Source organism: Pseudomonas putida (assembly GCF_028682635.1).
Lineage (GTDB): Bacteria > Pseudomonadota > Gammaproteobacteria > Pseudomonadales > Pseudomonadaceae > Aquipseudomonas > Aquipseudomonas putida_AE.
This window is the reverse complement of the sequence record NZ_JANHLK010000005.1, coordinates 19,236-37,235: the sequence shown is the minus strand read 5'-3', so window position 1 is coordinate 37,235 and position 18,000 is coordinate 19,236. Positions and strand designations below refer to the sequence as shown.

Below are 18,000 nucleotides of genomic sequence, written 5' to 3'. Positions count from 1 at the left end.
AATCGCAATCGCCAGCAGGCTGGCTCCCACAGGGTATGTTGCTCAGGCAGTGATCCTTACAACGGCATCGTGTAATGCAGCGCGTAACTTTCTACGCCTTGGTTGGGACTGGCGATCCCGGCATTGGAATAGTGCGTGGCGCGAACTCCGACTTCATGCCCGCCAGCAAAACGCAGGCCGACACCTAAACGGTCTTCGAACTGAAACGCGCTGCCCAGGTCGTTGTTTTCCACTTCGGTAGTGGCGAACACCGCCACGCCAACCCCGAGTTCCACATAGGGTTTAACGCTCTCACCGGCGAACTCATAAACAAACACTGGGGAGAACGAAAGGCTGTGGTTGCTGGATTTCTCGTCGCCATCCCAGTAGGTGTAGGCGCCGCTCCAGTAACCGGTCAAACGACCGACGTCGCTTTGCCACCAGCTCTTGTCCCAATCGAATTGCATACCCAGCCGATAAGTCATGGTCGACTCGGGGGTCTGGCCGATCCCGAACTCCACGCCTGCCGCCTGTGCAGTGAAACTGTGCCCCATCAGTGCAGCCGCAATCGCGGCCAAGCAAAATAGTCGCTTCATAGAAACATCCTTTTCCGAACGATTACGTTTGGTGTTTTTTTTGCTCTACGTACCCAGCTATAGAAGTCGACGGTTATTCAGAAGTTCCACCCCAATTGTGCCCTGCCCCACAACTTGTTTACCCTTCGAAGCTTCGCACAACCCCAGCGTTATTCCACAAGATTGGCAATATATTTGTGAAATGAACAGGATCGGCACTGGTCCAGAACTGCGCAGCACGCGCAGGCCCGGCGGCGAGTAGTTCGCGCTCGGCCAGCAGGCGTTGAAGCTGGCGCGCGACCGCCGCGCCGGTGTCGATCAGGCTGATGTCATCGGGGATCATCTGCTTGAGCAGCGGCTTGAGAAACGGGTAATGGGTGCAGCCCAGGATGATGGTGTCGGCGCCTTCGGCAAGTAGCGGCTCGACGTAACCCTGCAGCAACTGACGCAGGGTGGGGCTGTGCAGATCGCCTTGTTCGATCAAATCGACCAACCCGGGGCAGGGCTGGGTGATCACTCGAACGTCGGTGGCGAATCGGTCGAGCAGCGCGGCGAACTTGGCGCTCTGCAGGGTGCCCGTGGTGGCCAGCACGCCGACCACGCCGCTGCGGGTCGCGGCGGCCGCCGGCTTGACGGCAGGTTCCATGCCGACGATGGGCCACTGCGGGTAATCGCGACGCAGGTCGGCGACCCCCGCGACCGTCGCGGTGTTACAGGCCAATACCAGGGCCTTGGCGCCCTGGCCTTGAAAAAACTCGGCCATGATGCTGCAACGCTGGCGGATGAATTCCGGGGTTTTCTCGCCGTAGGGAATGTTCCCACAGTCGCCGAAGTACAACAGGGATTCGTCAGGCAACAAACGCTGGATCTCGGCCAGCACCGAAAGCCCACCGACGCCGGAGTCGAACACGCCGATCGGCGCCTCACGCATGCTTGGGCCCACAGACGCTGCACCCCGGATCACGCTTGACCCGCAATTCGCGAAAGCGCGTACCCAAGGCGTCGATCAACAACAGGCGCCCCACCAGCGGCTCGCCAAAGCCGGCCAGCAACTTCAACGCTTCGAGGGCTTGCAGGCTGCCGACCAGCCCCACCAGCGGACCGACCACCCCGGCCTCGCTGCAGGTCAATTCGGCTTCGCTGCCGTGCCCATACAAACAGTGATAGCACGGGCTTTCTGCGCGACGCGGGTCGAACACCGACAATTGCCCTTCCAGGCGAATCGCCGCACCGCTGACCAGCGGCTTGCCGGCGCTCACGCAAGCGGCGTTGACCGCTTCACGGGTGGAAAAATTATCGGAGCAGTCGAGGACCAGATCCACACCGGCCACGACCGCCGCCAGCGAGTCTTCATCCAGCGCCGCGCGATGGGCGACCAGCGCGATCTGCGGGTTGATGGCCGTCAGGCGCTTGATCGCCGAGTCGACCTTGCTCATGCCGACGCTGTCGGTGTCGTGAATGATCTGGCGTTGCAGGTTGGTCAGGTCGACCGTATCGAAGTCCGCCAGATGCAACTCACCCACGCCGGCCGCCGCCAGGTACAGCGCCACCGGCGCGCCAAGCCCGCCGAGGCCGACGATCAGCACGCGGCTTTCCTTGAGCCGCAACTGACCGTCGATATCAATGTGCTGCAACAGAATCTGCCGGCTGTAACGCAGCAATTCCTGATCATTCAGCATGGCAGGCGCCCCAGGCTTATGCGTTGATGACCGCCCAGGTCGGTGCGGCTGTGGACCTGTTCGAAACCATGGGTCAGCAGCAGAACGCGCACCGCCTCGGCCTGATCGTAACCGTGCTCGAGCATCAGCCAGCCGCCCGCGTCCAGATGGTCCGGCGCCTGGGCAATGATCAAGCGCAAATCGTCGAGCCCGTCGACACCGGCCACCAGGGCGCTGGCCGGTTCGAAACGCACGTCGCCTTCCACCAGGTGCGGATCGGCGGACGCGATATAGGGCGGATTGCTGATGATCAGTTGAAAACGTTGACCTTGCAGGGCGCTGAACCAATGACTGCTCAGCACCGTGGCATTGCTCAGGTGCAAGCGCTGGCGATTGCGCTCGGCCAGGGCCACGGCTTCCAGCACACGATCCACAGCGGTGACCTTCCATGCCGGACGTTCGCTGGCCAGGGCCAGGGCAATCGCGCCGCTGCCAGTGCCCAGGTCGAGAACTTTGGCGGGCGTGGCCGGCAACAGTTCTAGCGCGGCTTCCACCAGCAACTCGGTGTCCGGGCGCGGAATCAGGGTGTGCGGTGCGACTTCCAGGTCGAGTTTCCAGAAACCTTGCTGGCCAAGAATGTACGCCACCGGCTCACCGCTGCGGCGACGCTGCAAATAGTCGGCGAAGGTCAACGCCGCTTCGCTCGGCACGATACGTTCCGGCCAGGTGTGCAGGAAGCTGCGGGACTTGCCCAGCGCCGCCGCCAGCAACAACTCGGCATCCAGGCGCGCCGTGGGCGAGTCGGGCAGATCGGCCGCGCGCAACAGACTGGCAATGATCGTCATTTACTCACCTATGGCGGCCAGTTGATCGGCCTGGTACTCGGCCAGCAACGGCTCGATCACTGCATCGACGCCCCCGGCGAGGATTTCGTCGAGGGAATACAGGGTCAGGTTGACCCGGTGGTCGGTGACCCGGCCCTGGGCGAAGTTGTAGGTGCGGATGCGTTCCGAGCGATCCCCCGAACCCACCAGCAATTTACGCTCGCTGGCGATGGCATTGGCGGCGGCACTGGTCTGCTGGTCGTTGAGCTTGGCCGACAGCCAGGACATCGCCCGGGCGCGGTTCTTGTGCTGCGAACGTTCTTCCTGGCACTCGACCACGATGCCGGACGGCAAGTGGGTGATGCGGATCGCCGAATCCGTCTTGTTCACGTGCTGACCACCCGCACCGGAGGAACGGTAGGTATCGATGCGCAAGTCCGCCGGGTTGATCTCGATCGCTTCCTGTTCGTCCGGCTCGGGCAATACCGCCACGGTGCAGGCCGAGGTGTGGATGCGCCCCTGGGACTCGGTCGCCGGTACGCGTTGCACGCGGTGGGCGCCGGACTCGAACTTCAGTTTGCCGTAGACGTTGTCGCCCTCGACGCGCGCGATGACTTCCTTGTAGCCGCCGTGTTCACCCTCGTTTTCCGAGAGGATCTCCACCCGCCAGCCGCGCCGCTCGGCGTAACGCGAATACATGCGGAACAGGTCGCCGGAGAAAATCGCCGCTTCGTCGCCGCCGGTGCCCGCGCGGATTTCGAGGAACACGTTGCGCCCGTCGTTCGGGTCCTTGGGCAGCAGCATGCGTTGCAGATTGGCTTCCAGCTCGACCAGGCGTTCCTTGGCCTCGCGGACTTCTTCCACGGCCATTTCGCGCATGTCCGGGTCGCTGTCCTTGAGCAAGGCCTGGGCGCCTTCGAGGTCGCCCTGCACTTTAAGCAGCTGTTTATAGGTTTCGACGATCGGCTCGACTTCCGCGTACTCCTTGGAATAGGCGCGGAACTTGTTCTGATCGGAAATGACCTCGCCATCGCCAAGCAAGGCGGTCAATTCCTCGAAACGGTCCTGGAGGATGTCCAGCTTATTGAGCAGTGACGCTTTCATTGCGGTTTCTTATCCGAAAAGCTATCCGATGAGCCCTCACCGAGGGCAAAGAGTTCCTGGGCCATCGCCAGCGCATCGAGGCGACCTTCGGCAGAGAGCTTTTTCAACTGCACGCTCGGTGCGTGCAAGAGTTTATTGGTCAAGCCGCGTGCCAATTGCACCAGCACCTCTTCGGCGCTGCTGCCGTTGGCCAGCAGGCGCTGGGCCTTTTGCAATTCTTCGTCGCGCAGGCGTTCGCTCTGTTGACGATAGGCCTTGAGCACGTCGACCGCCGCCAGTTCGCGCAGGCGTACCATGAAATCTTCGGCGCCGACCGAGACCATCTCTTCCGCGGCCTGGGCTGCACCCTGGCGACTCTTGAGGTTCTCGGCGACCACTTCGTGGAGATCGTCGACGCTATACAGGTAGACGTCGTCCAATTCGCCGACTTCTGGCTCGATATCACGCGGTACGGCGATATCGACCATGAAGATCGGCTTGTGCTTGCGCAGCTTCAGGGCGCTTTCGACAGCGCCCTTGCCAAGGATCGGCAACTGGCTGGCGGTGGAACTGATGACGATGTCGCTGCGCACCAGCTCCGCCGGGATGTCCGACAGCAGCACCGCATGGGCGCCGAACTGCTCGGCCAGGATGCTCGCGCGCTCCAGTGTACGGTTGGCGACCACGATACGCTTTACGCCCAGGTCATGCAGGTGGCGGGCGACCAGGGTGATGGTCTCGCCGGCGCCGATCAGCAAGGCCTGGCTGCGTTGCAGGTCACTGAAAATCTGTTTGGCCAGGCTGACCGCGGCAAACGCCACGGACACCGGGTTCTCGCCAATGGCGGTGTCGGTGCGCACTTGCTTGGCCGCATTGAACGTGGCCTGGAACAGGCGCCCGAGCAACGGTCCGATGGTCCCGGCCTCCCGCGCGACGGCGTAGGCGGATTTCATCTGGCCGAGGATCTGCGGTTCGCCCAACACCAGCGAATCGAGCCCGGAGGCGACCCGCATCATGTGACGAACTGCCGCATCGTCTTCGTGCACATAAGCGCTCGCGCGCAGCTCATCGAGGCTCAAATGATGATATTCGGCCAGCCAGCGCAGCACGGTATCGGCCGACAGGTGATCCTGTTCTATATAGAGTTCACTGCGATTGCAGGTGGAGAGGATCGCAGCTTCGCGGCTGTCGGTGAGTCGGCAGAGCTGCTGCAAGGCCTCAACCAGCTGCTCAGGGGTAAAGGCCACGCGCTCGCGGACGTCTACTGAAGCAGTCTTGTGGTTAATACCGAGTGCAAGGAAGGCCATTCAAGGTCGCTGGTGGTGACGTGAAGCCGGCAATTGTCCTACTTCGACACATGGAGAACAACTACTCGATATCTATTGGCCTGGTAGGTGATGCCGCGAATTGCGAGCGGTTCTCGTTTACACAGATTTTGATCCGCACACCGCTCGCTGCAGGCGCCGGCTTGCTGGCGATGGACTTGCAGGCGCCGCGTCCTTTCCAGAATAAATGCGTCATCGTTCACCACCATCGCCAGCAAGCCGGCTCCTACAGGGGAGCGCGCTCACTTGAAATCAGTTCGGCGGTTATGTTTGACGTAAGGCTTGTGTCATGATGATCCGACCGCAGGTTAGTCGTCCTCTTCCTATATGAATAGATCTTCCGCGTTGCTCCTTGCCCTTGTCTTTCTCAGCGGCTGCCAGGCCCTGGCCCCCGCGTCGACGGACGACCCGTCGCCGGTCGAAGACACCACGGTGGCCCCTGAAAAGCCCAAGGTCTACAGCTCGTTCAGCGAAGACACCGTCTTCAGTCTGTTGAGCGCGGAACTGGCTGGCCAGCGCAATCGTTTCGACATCGCCCTGGACAACTACGTGACCCAGGCCATCAACACCCAGGATCCGGGCATCTCCGAGCGGGCCTTCCGCATTGCCGAGTACCTGGGCGCCGACCAGGCCGCCCTGGACACGGCACTGATCTGGGCGAAAAACGCGCCGGACGACCTTGAGGCCCAGCGGGCCGCCGCCGTGCAACTGGCGCGCGCCGGGCGCTATGACGACTCCATGGTCTATATGGAGAAGGTGCTGCAGGGCAAGGGCGATACCCATTTCGACTTCCTCGCGCTGTCCGCGGCCGATACCGACCAGGACACGCGCAACGGCCTGATGAAAAGTTTCGACCGCTTGCTGCAGCGCCACCCGAACAACGGCCAGCTGATTTTCGGCAAGGCCTTGCTGCTGCAACAGGATGGCGACACAAAAGGCGCGCTGACCCTGCTGGAAGACAATCCACCGGACGACGGCGAAATCGCCCCGATCCTGCTGCGTGCGCGCCTGCTGCAATCCCTGGATCGCGGTGACGAAGCTTTGCCGCTGCTGCAAAAAAGCATCAGGAAATACCCGGACGACAAGCGCCTGCGCCTGACCTACGCGCGCATGCTGGTCGAACAGGACCGCATGGATGACGCCAAGGCCGAGTTCTCCAGCCTGGTGCAGCAATACCCGGATGACGACGACCTGCGTTATTCGCTGGCGCTGGTGTGCCTTGAGGCCAAGGCCTGGGACGAGGCCAAGGGCTACCTGGAAGACCTGATCGCCCGTGACAGCCACGTCGACTCGGCGCACCTGAACCTGGGGCGCATCGCCGAAGAACGCAACGATCCACAAGGTGCGCTGATCGAGTACGCCAAGGTCGGGCCGGGTAACGATTACCTGCCAGCGCAACTGCGCCAGGCCGATATCCTGATGGGCAACGGCAGGACCGCCGAAGCGCAAAAACGCCTCGCTGCCCAACGCGACGAGCAACCGGACTACGTGATCCAGTTGTATCTGATCGAAGCCGAAACCCTGTCGGCCAACAAACAGGGGGACAAGGCCTGGAAAGTCCTGGAACAGGCGCTGCAGCAATACCCGGATGACCTGAATCTGCTGTACACCCGGGCCATGCAGGCGGAAAAACGCAATGACCTGGCCCAGATGGAAAAAGACCTGCGCCTGATCATCAAGCGCGACCCGGACAACGCCATGGCATTGAACGCCCTCGGCTATACCCTGTCTGACCGCACGACGCGCTACGCCGAAGCCAAGGCGCTGATCGAGCAAGCGCACCAGATCAGTCCGGAAGACCCGGCGGTGCTCGACAGCCTCGGCTGGGTGAATTACCGCATGGGCAATCTCGACGAAGCCGAGCGTCTGCTGCGCCAGGCCCTGGAGCGTTTCCCCGACCAGGAAGTCGCCGCTCACCTGGGCGAAGTCCTGTGGGCCAATGGCAAGCAAACCGAAGCCCGGCAAATCTGGGGCAAATTCCTCAAGGAACAACCCGACAGCCCTACCCTGCGCAGTACCATCAAGCGCCTGACCGGATCAGAGACTCTTTAAGATTATGTTTTTGCGCCACTTCATTGTTTTCAGTTTCATCGCCTTGCTCGCCGGTTGTGCGGGCTTCGGTGCCCGCGAGTCGGTCGAGGGCCACGGAGACCCCGCCCAATGGCGCCAGCACAAACAGCAGCTGGCGAGCCTTGATGGCTGGCAGATCGACGGCAAGATTGGCATTCGCGCGCCGAAAGATTCCGGCAGCGGCACGCTGTTCTGGCTGCAGCGCCAGGATTACTATGACATTCGCCTCTCCGGCCCCCTGGGTCGCGGGGCGGCGCGCCTGACCGGGCGCCCGGGCAAGGTTTCCCTGGAAGTCGCCAACCAGGGTCGCTACGAAGCGGCGTCCCCGGATGCCCTGCTCGAAGAGCAGCTTGGCTGGAAGCTGCCGGTTTCCAACCTGGCCTGGTGGGTCCGCGGACTGCCGGCGCCGGACAGCAAAAGCCGTTTGACCCTCGATGGCAATAGCCGCCTGGCCAGTCTCGAACAGGACGGCTGGCAGGTCGAATACACCGCCTACACCGAGCAAAACGGCTACTGGCTGCCTGAGCGGATCAAATTGCACGGCACCGACCTGGATGTCACGCTGGTGATCAAGACTTGGCAACCGCGCAAGTTGGGGCAATGAAATGCCAGCCAAGCAACTGACCCTGCCCTCCCCGGCCAAGCTCAATTTGATGCTGCACATTCTGGGTCGCCGTGAAGACGGTTACCACGAATTGCAGACGCTGTTTCAGTTTCTCGACTACGGTGACGAAATCACCTTCGCCGTGCGCGACGACGGCGTCATTCGCCTGCACACCGAGTTCGAAGGCGTGCCCCACGACAGCAACCTGATCGTCAAGGCGGCGAAAAAACTCCAGGCGCAATCCTGCTGTTCGCTCGGCATCGATATCTGGATCGACAAGGTCCTGCCCATGGGCGGCGGCATCGGCGGCGGCAGTTCGAATGCCGCCACCACCCTGCTCGGCCTCAATCATCTGTGGCAATTGGGTTGGGATGAAGACCGGCTGGCTGCACTGGGCCTGACGCTGGGCGCTGACGTCCCGGTTTTCGTTCGCGGGCATGCGGCGTTCGCCGAGGGCGTGGGGGAAAAACTGACCCCTGTCGACCCGGAAGAACCCTGGTATCTCGTGCTCGTACCGCAAGTCTCTGTAAGTACGGCAGAAATTTTTTCAGATCCGTTGTTGACACGTAACACGCCGCCCATTAAAGTGCGCCCCGTTCCCAAGGGAAACAGTCGAAATGACTGTTTGCCGGTGGTAGCAAGGCGTTATCCAGAGGTACGTAACGCATTGAATTTGTTAGGTAAATTTACCGAAGCAAAACTCACCGGAACTGGAAGTTGTGTGTTTGGGGGCTTCCCAAGCAAAGCTGAAGCTGATAAAGTCTCGGCCCTTCTTACAGAGACCCTTACAGGGTTTGTAGCAAAAGGAAGCAACATTTCGATGTTGCACCGCAAGCTGCAAGGCCTGCTCTAAAAGAACCGATTACTGGGTAATCGTTGCAACAGATACAGGGGCGTCGCCAAGCGGTAAGGCAGCAGGTTTTGATCCTGCCATGCGTTGGTTCGAATCCAGCCGCCCCTGCCATTTTCAATACTCATCCAGGTTACCCTCAGCCTCTAGGTACTGCGCGTGTCCAAGATGATGGTCTTTACGGGGAATGCTAACCCCGATCTGGCTCGGCGTGTCGTACGTCAGCTGCATATCCCTCTCGGTGACATCTCTGTCGGTAAATTTTCCGACGGCGAAATTACAGCCGAGATCAATGAAAACGTCCGCGGTAAAGATGTCTTCATTATTCAGCCGACTTGCGCTCCGACCAACGATAACCTGATGGAACTGGTAGTGATGGCTGATGCCTTCCGCCGCTCCTCGGCTACTCGTATCACTGCTGTTATTCCTTACTTTGGTTATGCCCGTCAGGATCGCCGTCCGCGTTCCGCACGTGTGGCTATCAGCGCGAAAGTCGTTGCTGACATGCTTACCGTAGTCGGCATCGACCGTGTTCTCACGGTTGATCTGCATGCTGACCAAATCCAGGGTTTCTTCGATATTCCGGTAGATAACATCTACGGCTCCCCGGTTCTGGTGGATGACATCGAAGATCAGCGCTTCGAAAACCTGATGATCGTGTCCCCGGACATTGGTGGCGTCGTGCGTGCACGTGCCGTTGCCAAATCCCTGGGCGTGGATCTCGGGATCATCGACAAACGCCGTGAGAAAGCCAATCACTCTGAAGTGATGCATATCATCGGTGATGTCGAAGGGCGTACCTGTATTCTGGTCGATGACATGGTCGATACCGCCGGCACCCTGTGCCACGCGGCCAAGGCCTTGAAAGAGCATGGCGCTGCCAAGGTTTTCGCCTACTGCACGCACCCTGTGCTGTCGGGTCGGGCGATCGAAAACATTGAAAATTCCGTGCTGGACGAGCTGGTGGTGACCAACACCATCCCGCTGTCCGCTGCAGCACAAGCCTGTGCGCGTATCCGTCAACTGGATATCGCACCGGTTGTTGCCGAGGCGGTCCGCCGCATCAGCAATGAAGAATCGATCAGCGCGATGTTCCGCTAAGGGCCCTGCCCTTTTCGAAATGTCTCGTTGACGAAAAGCGCCCCGCCCCGGCATTCCTGTCGGGGCGGGGCTTTTTTGCCCATATCGCCTTTAGCGCTGGTCGCAAACGCTGGGGCGAGTGTGGTTATTTTGGAGATACAACATGAACGATTTTACTCTGAATGCTGAAGTGCGTTCCGACCTGGGGAAAGGTGCGAGCCGCCGCCTGCGTCGTCTCGCAAGCCTGGTTCCAGCTGTAGTTTACGGTGGCGAAAAAGCCCCTGAATCCATCAGCATGCTGGCCAAAGAAGTTGCCAAACTGCTCGAAAACGAAGCGGCTTACAGCCACATCATCGAGCTGAACGTTGGTGGCACCAAGCAAAACGTAATCATCAAGGCTCTGCAGCGTCACCCGGCCAAAGGCCACGTGATGCACGCCGACTTCGTACGCGTTGTAGCTGGCCAGAAACTGACCGCTATCGTGCCTGTACACTTCGTTGGCGAAGAAGCTCCGACCAAGAAAGGCGGCGAAATTTCGCACGTTGTTTCGGAAATCGAAGTGACCTGCCTGCCGAAAGACCTGCCTGAATTCATCGAAGTCGACCTGGCTAACGCCGAAATCGGTTCGATCATTCACCTGTCCGACCTCAAAGCTCCTAAAGGCGTTGAGTTCGTTGCTCTGGCACACGGTGATGACAAGGCTGTTGCCAACGTCCACGCTCCACGTGTTGCTCCAGAAGCTACCGAAGAAGGCGCTGCAGAGTAATTCACTCTGTGATGCCGGAGTGATCAAGTAACATCGCGGACTGGAACGTAGCGAGAAAGCGGGCGAGAACGCGGAGTTTACATCATGGTAAATGAGCAATTTTCGTCCACTTTCGCCGCTCTCCCGGATTGCGGCGATGTTATCCACCACTCCAAGGAAGGGCCCCTATCGTGACTGCCATCAAACTGATCGTTGGCCTGGGTAATCCAGGCGCTGAATACGAACAGACCCGGCATAACGCAGGGGCCCTTTTTGTTGAGCGCATCGCGAACGCACAAGGTGTGAACCTTGTGGCGGACCGCAAATATTTCGGCCTGACCGGGCGCTATTCGCATCAGGGTCAGGATGTTCGTCTGCTGATTCCCACCACGTACATGAACCGCAGCGGCCAGGCCGTGGCGGCCCTTGCCGGATTCTTCCGCATCAAGCCTGAAGAAATCCTCGTGGCGCACGACGAACTCGACCTGCCACCCGGCGTTGCCAAGCTCAAGCAGGGCGGCGGCCATGGCGGTCACAACGGGTTGCGCGACATCATCGCGCAACTGGGCAATCAGAATACTTTCTACCGCCTGCGACTTGGCATCGGCCACCCGGGCGTCGCCAGTATGGTTTCAAATTTCGTCCTGGGTCGTGCGCCACGCGCCGAACAGGAAAAACTCGATGCCAGCATCGACTTTGCCCTCGGCGTGCTGCCGGATATCCTCGCCGGTGAATGGAACCGCGCGATGAAAAACCTGCACAGCCAGAAGGCCTGACTCTTATCCGAGGGGAAACACCATGGGATTCAATTGCGGCATCGTCGGCCTGCCTAACGTCGGCAAGTCCACCCTGTTCAACGCCCTGACCAAATCCGGTATCGCGGCCGAGAACTTCCCCTTCTGCACCATCGAACCGAACAGCGGTATCGTGCCGATGCCGGATCCACGCCTGCAAGCCCTGGCGGAAATCGTCAATCCAAAGCGCATCCTGCCGACCACCATGGAATTCGTCGACATCGCAGGCCTGGTGGCCGGCGCGTCGAAAGGTGAAGGCCTGGGCAACAAGTTCCTGGCCAACATCCGTGAAACCGATGCCATCGCCCACGTGGTCCGCTGCTTCGAAGACGAGAACGTGATTCACGTCTCCAACAGCGTCGACCCGAAACGCGACATCGAAATCATCGACCTGGAACTGATCTTCGCCGACCTCGACAGCTGCGAGAAGCAACTGCAGAAAGTCGCGCGTAACGCCAAGGGCGGCGACAAGGACGCCGTGGTCCAGAAAGGCCTGCTGGAGCAACTGATCGCTCACTTCACCGAAGGCAAGCCGGCGCGCAGCCTGATGAAGAACATGAGCACCGACGAAAAAGCGGTGATCAAGGGCTTCCACCTGCTGACCACCAAGCCTGTGATGTACATCGCCAACGTCGCTGAAGACGGTTTCGAGAACAACCCGCACCTGGACGTGGTCAGGGCCATCGCCGAAGAAGAAGGCGCCATGGTTGTTCCGGTCTGCAACAAGATCGAAGCGGAAATCGCCGAGCTCGACGACGGCGAAGAGAAAGACATGTTCCTCGAAGCCCTGGGCCTCGAAGAGCCTGGCCTGAACCGCGTGATCCGCGCCGGCTACGAAATGCTGCACCTGCAGACCTACTTCACCGCCGGTGTCGAAGAAGTCCGCGCCTGGACCGTACGCGTTGGTGCCACCGCACCACAAGCCGCTGGCGTGATCCACACCGACTTCGAAAAAGGCTTCATCCGCGCCGAAGTGATCGCCTATAACGACTTCATCCAGTACAAGGGCGAAGCCGGTACCAAGGAAGCCGGTAAATGGCGCCTGGAAGGCAAGGATTACATCGTTAAAGACGGCGACGTGATGCACTTCCGTTTCAACGTCTGACGTTCGCAGCCTTCAACAAAAAAAGCACCCTCGGGTGCTTTTTTTTGTGAGCGCTATGAAAGTGGATCAGTTCGCCACTTTCGCGCGGGCCGAGTGCAGTTTCTTGTAGCTGTCGATCAGGCGCAGGTGCCGGTCGAGACCCTCCAGCTTCATGCTGGTCGGCGTCAAGCCGAAGAAGCGCACGCTGCCGTTCACGGAGCCGATCGCGGCGTCCATGCGCTCGTTGCCGAACATACGGCGGAAGTTGCCCTCGTAATCGACCAGCTCCAGGTCCTCGTCCAGCTCCATTTCCAGCACCACGTTCACGGCCTGGTAGAACAAGCCGCGCTCGACCGTGTTGTCGTTGTACTGCAGGAACATTTCCACCGCCTCTTTCGCCTCTTCAAACTTCTGCAAGGCGAGATAGATCAGCAACTTCAACTCCAGGATCGTCAACTGACCCCAGGCGGTGTTGTCGTCGAACTCGATACCGATCAAGGTGGTGATGTCGGTGTAGTCGTCCAGCTCGCTGTCTTCCAGACGCTTGACCAGCGACTTCAGGCCGGCCTTGTTGAGGCTGTGCAGATTGAGGATGTCCTCGCGGAAGAACAGCGCCTTGTTGGTGTTGTCCCAGATCAGGTCGTCCACCGGATAAATTTCCGAGTAGTCCGGCACCAGGATGCGGCAGGCCGTTGCACCGATGTGCTCATACACCGCCATGTACACTTCCTTGCCCATGCCTTCGAGAATGCCGAACAGGGTCGCGGCTTCCTCGGCATTGGAGTCTTCACCCTGGCCGGAGAAGTCCCACTCGACGAATTCGTAGTCCGACTGGGCACTGAAGAAGCGCCACGACACCACGCCGCTGGAATCGATGAAGTGCTCGACGAAGTTGTTCGGCTCGGTCACCGCATGACCTTCGAAGGTCGGCAGCGGCAAGTCGTTCAAGCCTTCGAAGCTGCGGCCCTGCAACAATTCCGTCAGGCTGCGCTCCAGCGCCACTTCCAGGCTCGGGTGCGCGCCGAACGAGGCGAACACACCGCCGGTGCGCGGGTTCATCAAGGTGACGCACATCACCGGGAACTCGCCGCCCAGAGACGCATCCTTGACCAACACAGGGAACCCCTGCTCTTCCAGCGCCTGGATACCCGCGAGAATCCCAGGGTACTTCGCCAGCACTTCGGCGGGTACATCCGGCAGGGCGAATTCGCCCTCGATGATCTCGCGCTTCACCGCGCGCTCGAAGATTTCCGACAGGCACTGCACCTGCGCTTCGGCCAACGTATTGCCGGCGCTCATGCCGTTGCTCAGGTACAGGTTTTCGATCAGGTTGGACGGGAAATACACCACCTCCCCGTCCGACTGGCGCACGTACGGCAGCGAACAGATGCCGCGCTCTTCATTGCCCGAGTTGGTGTCGAACAGATGCGAGCCACGCAGTTCGCCATCGCGGTTGAAGATCCGCAGGCAATACTCGTCAAGAATCTCCGCCGGCAGTTCGTCTTTAGGGCCAGGCTGGAACCAGCGCTCGTTCGGGTAATGCACAAACGCCGCGTTGGCGATGTCTTCTCCCCAGAACTGATCGTTATAGAAAAAGTTGCAGTTCAGCCGCTCGATGAACTCGCCCAAGGCCGACGCCAGCGCGCCTTCCTTGGTGGCGCCCTTGCCATTGGTGAAACACATCGGCGAGTGCGCATCGCGGATATGCAGCGACCACACATTGGGCACGATATTGCGCCACGAGGCGATTTCGATCTTCATGCCCAAGCCGGCGAGAATGCCCGACATGTTGGCAATGGTCTGCTCCAGCGGCAGGTCCTTGCCGACAATGTAGGTGCCCGCATCCGAACCTGAAGTGGAAGCCGGCATCAGCAATGCCTGGGCGTCGGCATCGAGGTTTTCCACCTCTTCAATCACGAACTCCGGCCCGGCCTGCACCACTTTTTTCACGGTGCAACGGTCGATGGAACGCAGGATGCCCTGGCGGTCCTTGTCGGAGATATCAGCCGGCAACTCGACCTGGATCTTGAAGATCTGGTTGTAGCGGTTTTCCGGGTCGACAATATTGTTCTGCGACAGGCGGATGTTATCGGTGGGAATGTTGCGGGTGTCGCAGTACAACTTCACGAAGTAAGCCGCACACAACGCCGACGAAGCCAGGAAGTAGTCGAACGGACCGGGGGCCGAACCATCGCCCTTGTAGCGGATAGGTTGATCGGCCACCACGGTGAAGTCATCGAACTTGGCTTCAAGTCGAAGGTTGTCGAGAAAATTGACCTTGATTTCCATGCGGGGTACCAGAATAACGAGCAAACGAATGGCCGCCATTATCCGGCTTTTCAGCCGGAAGTCTCGCGCAAGCTCGAGCTTCCAGCTGCATGGTGGGTAATCAGGCCTTTTTGGTACGCGGCAGGAAAATCGCCAATACCCCCAGCAACGGCAGGAACGAACACAGGTAGTACACGTATTCGATGCCGTGGATGTCCGCCAGGTGCCCTAGCAATGCCGCGCCAATCCCGCCGAAACCGAACATCAGGCCGAAGAACACCCCGGCAATCATCCCGACATTGCCCGGCACCAGCTCCTGGGCGTACACCACGATGGCCGAGAAGGCCGAGGCGAGGATGAAGCCGATGACCACACTGAGGACGGTGGTCCAGAACAGGTCCACATGGGGCAGCAGCAAGGTAAAGGGGGCAACGCCAAGGATCGAGAACCAGATCACCGCCTTGCGCCCGATCTTGTCGCCGATGGGCCCGCCAAAGAAGGTCCCCGCGGCCACCGCGCCGAGAAACAGGAACAGGTGCAGTTGCGAACTGGCCACAGACAGGTCGAACTTCTCGATCAGGTAGAACGTGAAGTAACTGGTGAGGCTGGACATGTAGAAGTACTTGGAGAACACCAGCAACCCAAGCACCACCAGCGCACTGGTCACCCGGCCCTTGGACAGGCCGTGGGTCGCTGCCTGGCCCTGCTTGAGCTTGAACAGGTTCAAGTGGTTGGCGTACCAGCGACTGATCCGGTAAAGCACGAACAGGGCAAACACCGCGAACAGGCCGAACCAGGCCACATGCCCTTGCCCGTAAGGAATGATGATCGCCGCCGCCAGCAACGGACCGAACGCCGAGCCCGCGTTGCCGCCGACCTGGAAGGTCGATTGCGCCAGGCCGAATCGCCCTCCCGAGGCCAGTCGTGCCACGCGAGAAGCTTCCGGGTGGAAGGTCGAGGAGCCAATGCCGATCAAGCCCGCCGCCAGCAGGATCAGCGGGAAGCTGCCGACCACCGACATCATGACTATGCCGATCAAGGTGCAGACCGTGCCAGCCGGCAACAGCCATGGCTTGGGATGGCGGTCCGTGTGGTAGCCGACCCAAGGTTGCAGCAGTGATGCGGTCAGTTGAAACGTCAGGGTGATCAGGCCGACCTGGGTGAACGTCAGGCCATAGTTGGCCTTGAGCATCGGGTAGATCGACGGCAGCACCGATTGAATCAGGTCGTTGATCAGGTGCGCCAGCGCCACTGCGCCAATGATGCGCATGACCAACGGACTGCTTTGTGAAGACGCGGGCGCCGCCGCAGTGGCGGACTGAACGTTGCTGATAGCCATGAAATTTCCGAAAAACAGAGGGATGCACACCGGCAGGTGCATCAATGTGCCATTTTTCGCTGCGGCAGCGCCATCCCCTTAGCCTGCTAACGACCTCGCTATTTCGCAGATTTCGGCTCGATCGATGCCCTCCTCCGCTCCGGTTTTTCGGCTCGGGAAGATAAGCGGTTGAAAGTGTAGAGAAATATTTTAAATTTACGCTTGACGCATCTCCATTACCGGTGAATAATGCGCGCCATCTTGGCTACATAGCTCAGTTGGTTAGAGCATAGCATTCATAATGCTGGGGTCCGGGGTTCAAGTCCCTGTGTAGCCACCAAGTGCTAAAAACGGCTTACCGAAAGGTAGGCCGTTTTTTTTTGCCTCGCGAAAATGGCTGCACCCTTGTAGGAGCGAGCTTGCTCGCGATGGTCTCAAGGGCACCGCGCTTAATCAGTCAGCACGCGTCATCGTTGACGACCATCGCGAGCAAGCTCGCTCCTACAGGCCTCAGGCGCGAAGCGTCGGCAAGACGGTCAATCCCCGCTCCCAGATCTGCCAGGTCCGCAACCAGACCATGGCCTGCCAATCGCTGTCGGCGGGATAGAACTGTTCAAGCAGGCTCAACTTGATCTCGCGCCCTACTCCATCGTGTACATCACCGTGCAGATGCAACCAATGGTCATCGCGCAGATGCCGATGAACCTCCGGCCCCGGATAAGTCCCGCACTCGATGACGAAGGGCATCAACCGCACCTGCGGTAGCGCCTCGATCAAGGCTTGCGAGGTGTAGCCGGTGGCCGTCGCCGCCACACCGGTTTCGCTGAGGGTGTCGGCACCCGTGTGCAGGGTGTAGAGCCATGGGCCATAAATCGCCTGCGCATCGGCCAATGCCGGATACGGCGCCTGGGTGATCGTCAGCAACATCGGATGACCGTACTCCCCGGCACCGGTGTGCAAGTCGAAACACAGGGCGACGTCCGCATGGGCCACGTGCTTTTGCAGGATCTGCTGCAAGGTGCGGTTCGACCAGCTGGGGGCTACCCCGCCATAGAACAGACCATCCGCATGCGCATGCTGGCCACCTTCGACAATCGACATGACCGCAGGCCAGCCATGCAGGCGGATCTGCTCGTCGAGCAAGGCATCGGCGCGGTCACGCTCGGGCCCGCGCAACTGGGTGCAGGCGTAAATCTCATGTAGGGCGTCATAGGCCAGGTTGTCCGGCAACGCACCGTTGAAATCCAGGTGATTGCGGTTCAGGTCGACGTTGTCTTCGTTGACCCTGCGCAGCCACGCCATGCCCCAGGGATTGATCGCATGAATCATCACCACCGCGACATCGGCCGGCAATGTGCGCTTGCCGAGCTCCTGCAGCCACTTGATCTGGCAACCCGAGCCATAGAACCCCTCGACCCCGTGCGTGCCGCTCAGCGCGATCAGCAGGCGCTTGGCGCCAGGATCGCCGAGTACCGCCACATCGGTGCCCAGAGCCTCACCTGAAGGCCCCTTGAGGGTATGGGGATACTCAGTCAGCGTCGCGCCGGCCGCGGTTGCCGCCGCCAGGAATTGTTCGCGCTGGGAACGGTAGCTTGGCTGGGTGGGAAACTCGCTCTGCATGGCTGCCTCTTGTGGTTCTTCTGGCGTGATCGCTGGCAACGACCCTACCGAAAATCCGTCGATTGATGAAGGGCAACCGCGCCTTCTGGTTTGCGTCACTGCGAGGTCGCCGATACAGTCGCC

At 60.1% G+C, this 18,000-nt stretch carries 16 protein-coding genes and 2 tRNA genes; 9 read left to right on the top strand and 9 right to left on the bottom strand.

Going from position 1 to position 18,000, the window contains the following annotated elements; genetic code table 11:
- Positions 1-56: 56 nt before the first annotated feature.
- The 6 genes from NPS56_RS07835 to hemA all read right to left on the bottom strand — a co-directional run bounded on the left by NPS56_RS07835 (position 57) and on the right by hemA (position 5,426).
- Positions 57-575: an acyloxyacyl hydrolase gene (locus NPS56_RS07835; RefSeq protein ID WP_274074166.1), complete on the bottom strand. Its 519-nt coding sequence runs from the start codon at positions 573-575 to the stop codon at positions 57-59.
- 118 nt (positions 576-693) lie between these two features.
- Positions 694-1,485, bottom strand: coding sequence for a glutamate racemase (gene murI, locus NPS56_RS07830; protein WP_274074165.1), 792 nt, complete (start codon positions 1,483-1,485; stop codon positions 694-696).
- Complete coding sequence (locus NPS56_RS07825; RefSeq protein ID WP_274074164.1) at positions 1,478-2,233, bottom strand: molybdopterin-synthase adenylyltransferase MoeB; 756 nt, start codon at positions 2,231-2,233, stop codon at positions 1,478-1,480. The genes murI and NPS56_RS07825 overlap by 8 nt, the downstream gene beginning before the upstream one ends.
- Entirely contained in the window at positions 2,227-3,057 is an 831-nt protein-coding gene (prmC, locus tag NPS56_RS07820; protein ID WP_274074163.1) for a peptide chain release factor N(5)-glutamine methyltransferase, read from the bottom strand. Before prmC ends, NPS56_RS07825 begins: the two co-directional genes overlap by 7 nt.
- Entirely contained in the window at positions 3,058-4,140 is a 1,083-nt protein-coding gene (prfA, locus tag NPS56_RS07815; RefSeq protein ID WP_020799741.1) for a peptide chain release factor 1, read from the bottom strand.
- Positions 4,137-5,426, bottom strand: a complete 1,290-nt coding sequence (gene hemA, locus NPS56_RS07810) for a glutamyl-tRNA reductase (RefSeq protein ID WP_274074162.1) — start codon at positions 5,424-5,426, stop codon at positions 4,137-4,139. The genes prfA and hemA overlap by 4 nt, the downstream gene beginning before the upstream one ends.
- A 345-nt stretch (positions 5,427-5,771) precedes the next feature.
- Between hemA and NPS56_RS07805 the strand changes: the two genes are divergently transcribed.
- The 8 genes from NPS56_RS07805 to ychF all read left to right on the top strand — a co-directional run bounded on the left by NPS56_RS07805 (position 5,772) and on the right by ychF (position 12,692).
- Positions 5,772-7,496 (top strand): tetratricopeptide repeat protein, encoded by a 1,725-nt coding sequence (locus NPS56_RS07805; protein ID WP_274074161.1) that lies wholly within the window; start codon positions 5,772-5,774, stop codon positions 7,494-7,496.
- A gap of 4 nt (positions 7,497-7,500) precedes the next feature.
- On the top strand, positions 7,501-8,118 hold the full coding sequence (lolB, locus tag NPS56_RS07800) for a lipoprotein insertase outer membrane protein LolB (RefSeq protein ID WP_274074160.1): 618 nt from the start codon (positions 7,501-7,503) through the stop codon (positions 8,116-8,118).
- Between the two features lies 1 nt (position 8,119).
- A complete protein-coding gene (gene ispE, locus NPS56_RS07795) occupies positions 8,120-8,971 on the top strand; it encodes a 4-(cytidine 5'-diphospho)-2-C-methyl-D-erythritol kinase (RefSeq protein ID WP_274074159.1) in 852 nt (283 codons plus the stop codon).
- Between the two features lie 36 nt (positions 8,972-9,007).
- Positions 9,008-9,082, top strand: a tRNA-Gln gene (locus NPS56_RS07790).
- 45 nt (positions 9,083-9,127) lie between these two features.
- The gene (locus tag NPS56_RS07785; RefSeq protein ID WP_003171603.1) at positions 9,128-10,069 is read left to right on the top strand and encodes a ribose-phosphate pyrophosphokinase; all 942 of its coding nucleotides are present in this window, start codon (positions 9,128-9,130) and stop codon (positions 10,067-10,069) included.
- Between the two features lie 142 nt (positions 10,070-10,211).
- Positions 10,212-10,814: a 50S ribosomal protein L25/general stress protein Ctc gene (locus NPS56_RS07780; RefSeq protein ID WP_274074158.1), complete on the top strand. Its 603-nt coding sequence runs from the start codon at positions 10,212-10,214 to the stop codon at positions 10,812-10,814.
- A 170-nt stretch (positions 10,815-10,984) separates the two neighbouring features.
- Positions 10,985-11,569, top strand: a complete 585-nt coding sequence (gene pth, locus NPS56_RS07775) for an aminoacyl-tRNA hydrolase (protein ID WP_008037207.1) — start codon at positions 10,985-10,987, stop codon at positions 11,567-11,569.
- Positions 11,570-11,591: 22 nt separating this feature from the next.
- The gene (gene ychF, locus NPS56_RS07770; protein WP_274074157.1) at positions 11,592-12,692 is read left to right on the top strand and encodes a redox-regulated ATPase YchF; all 1,101 of its coding nucleotides are present in this window, start codon (positions 11,592-11,594) and stop codon (positions 12,690-12,692) included.
- A 66-nt stretch (positions 12,693-12,758) separates the two neighbouring features.
- Here the strand turns inward: ychF and NPS56_RS07765 are convergent, their stop codons facing one another.
- Both NPS56_RS07765 and NPS56_RS07760 read right to left on the bottom strand, forming a co-directional pair.
- Positions 12,759-14,960 (bottom strand): OsmC domain/YcaO domain-containing protein, encoded by a 2,202-nt coding sequence (locus NPS56_RS07765; RefSeq protein WP_274074156.1) that lies wholly within the window; start codon positions 14,958-14,960, stop codon positions 12,759-12,761.
- A gap of 100 nt (positions 14,961-15,060) precedes the next feature.
- Complete coding sequence (locus NPS56_RS07760) at positions 15,061-16,278, bottom strand: MFS transporter (RefSeq protein ID WP_274074155.1); 1,218 nt, start codon at positions 16,276-16,278, stop codon at positions 15,061-15,063.
- A 242-nt stretch (positions 16,279-16,520) separates the two neighbouring features.
- On the opposite strand from NPS56_RS07760, the gene NPS56_RS07755 reads away from it, so the two are divergent.
- Positions 16,521-16,597, top strand: a tRNA-Met gene (locus NPS56_RS07755).
- 170 nt (positions 16,598-16,767) lie between these two features.
- On the opposite strand, the gene NPS56_RS07750 is transcribed toward NPS56_RS07755, so the two are convergent.
- On the bottom strand, positions 16,768-17,877 hold the full coding sequence (locus tag NPS56_RS07750; RefSeq protein WP_274074154.1) for a DUF2817 domain-containing protein: 1,110 nt from the start codon (positions 17,875-17,877) through the stop codon (positions 16,768-16,770).
- Between the last annotated feature and the right edge of the window lie 123 nt (positions 17,878-18,000).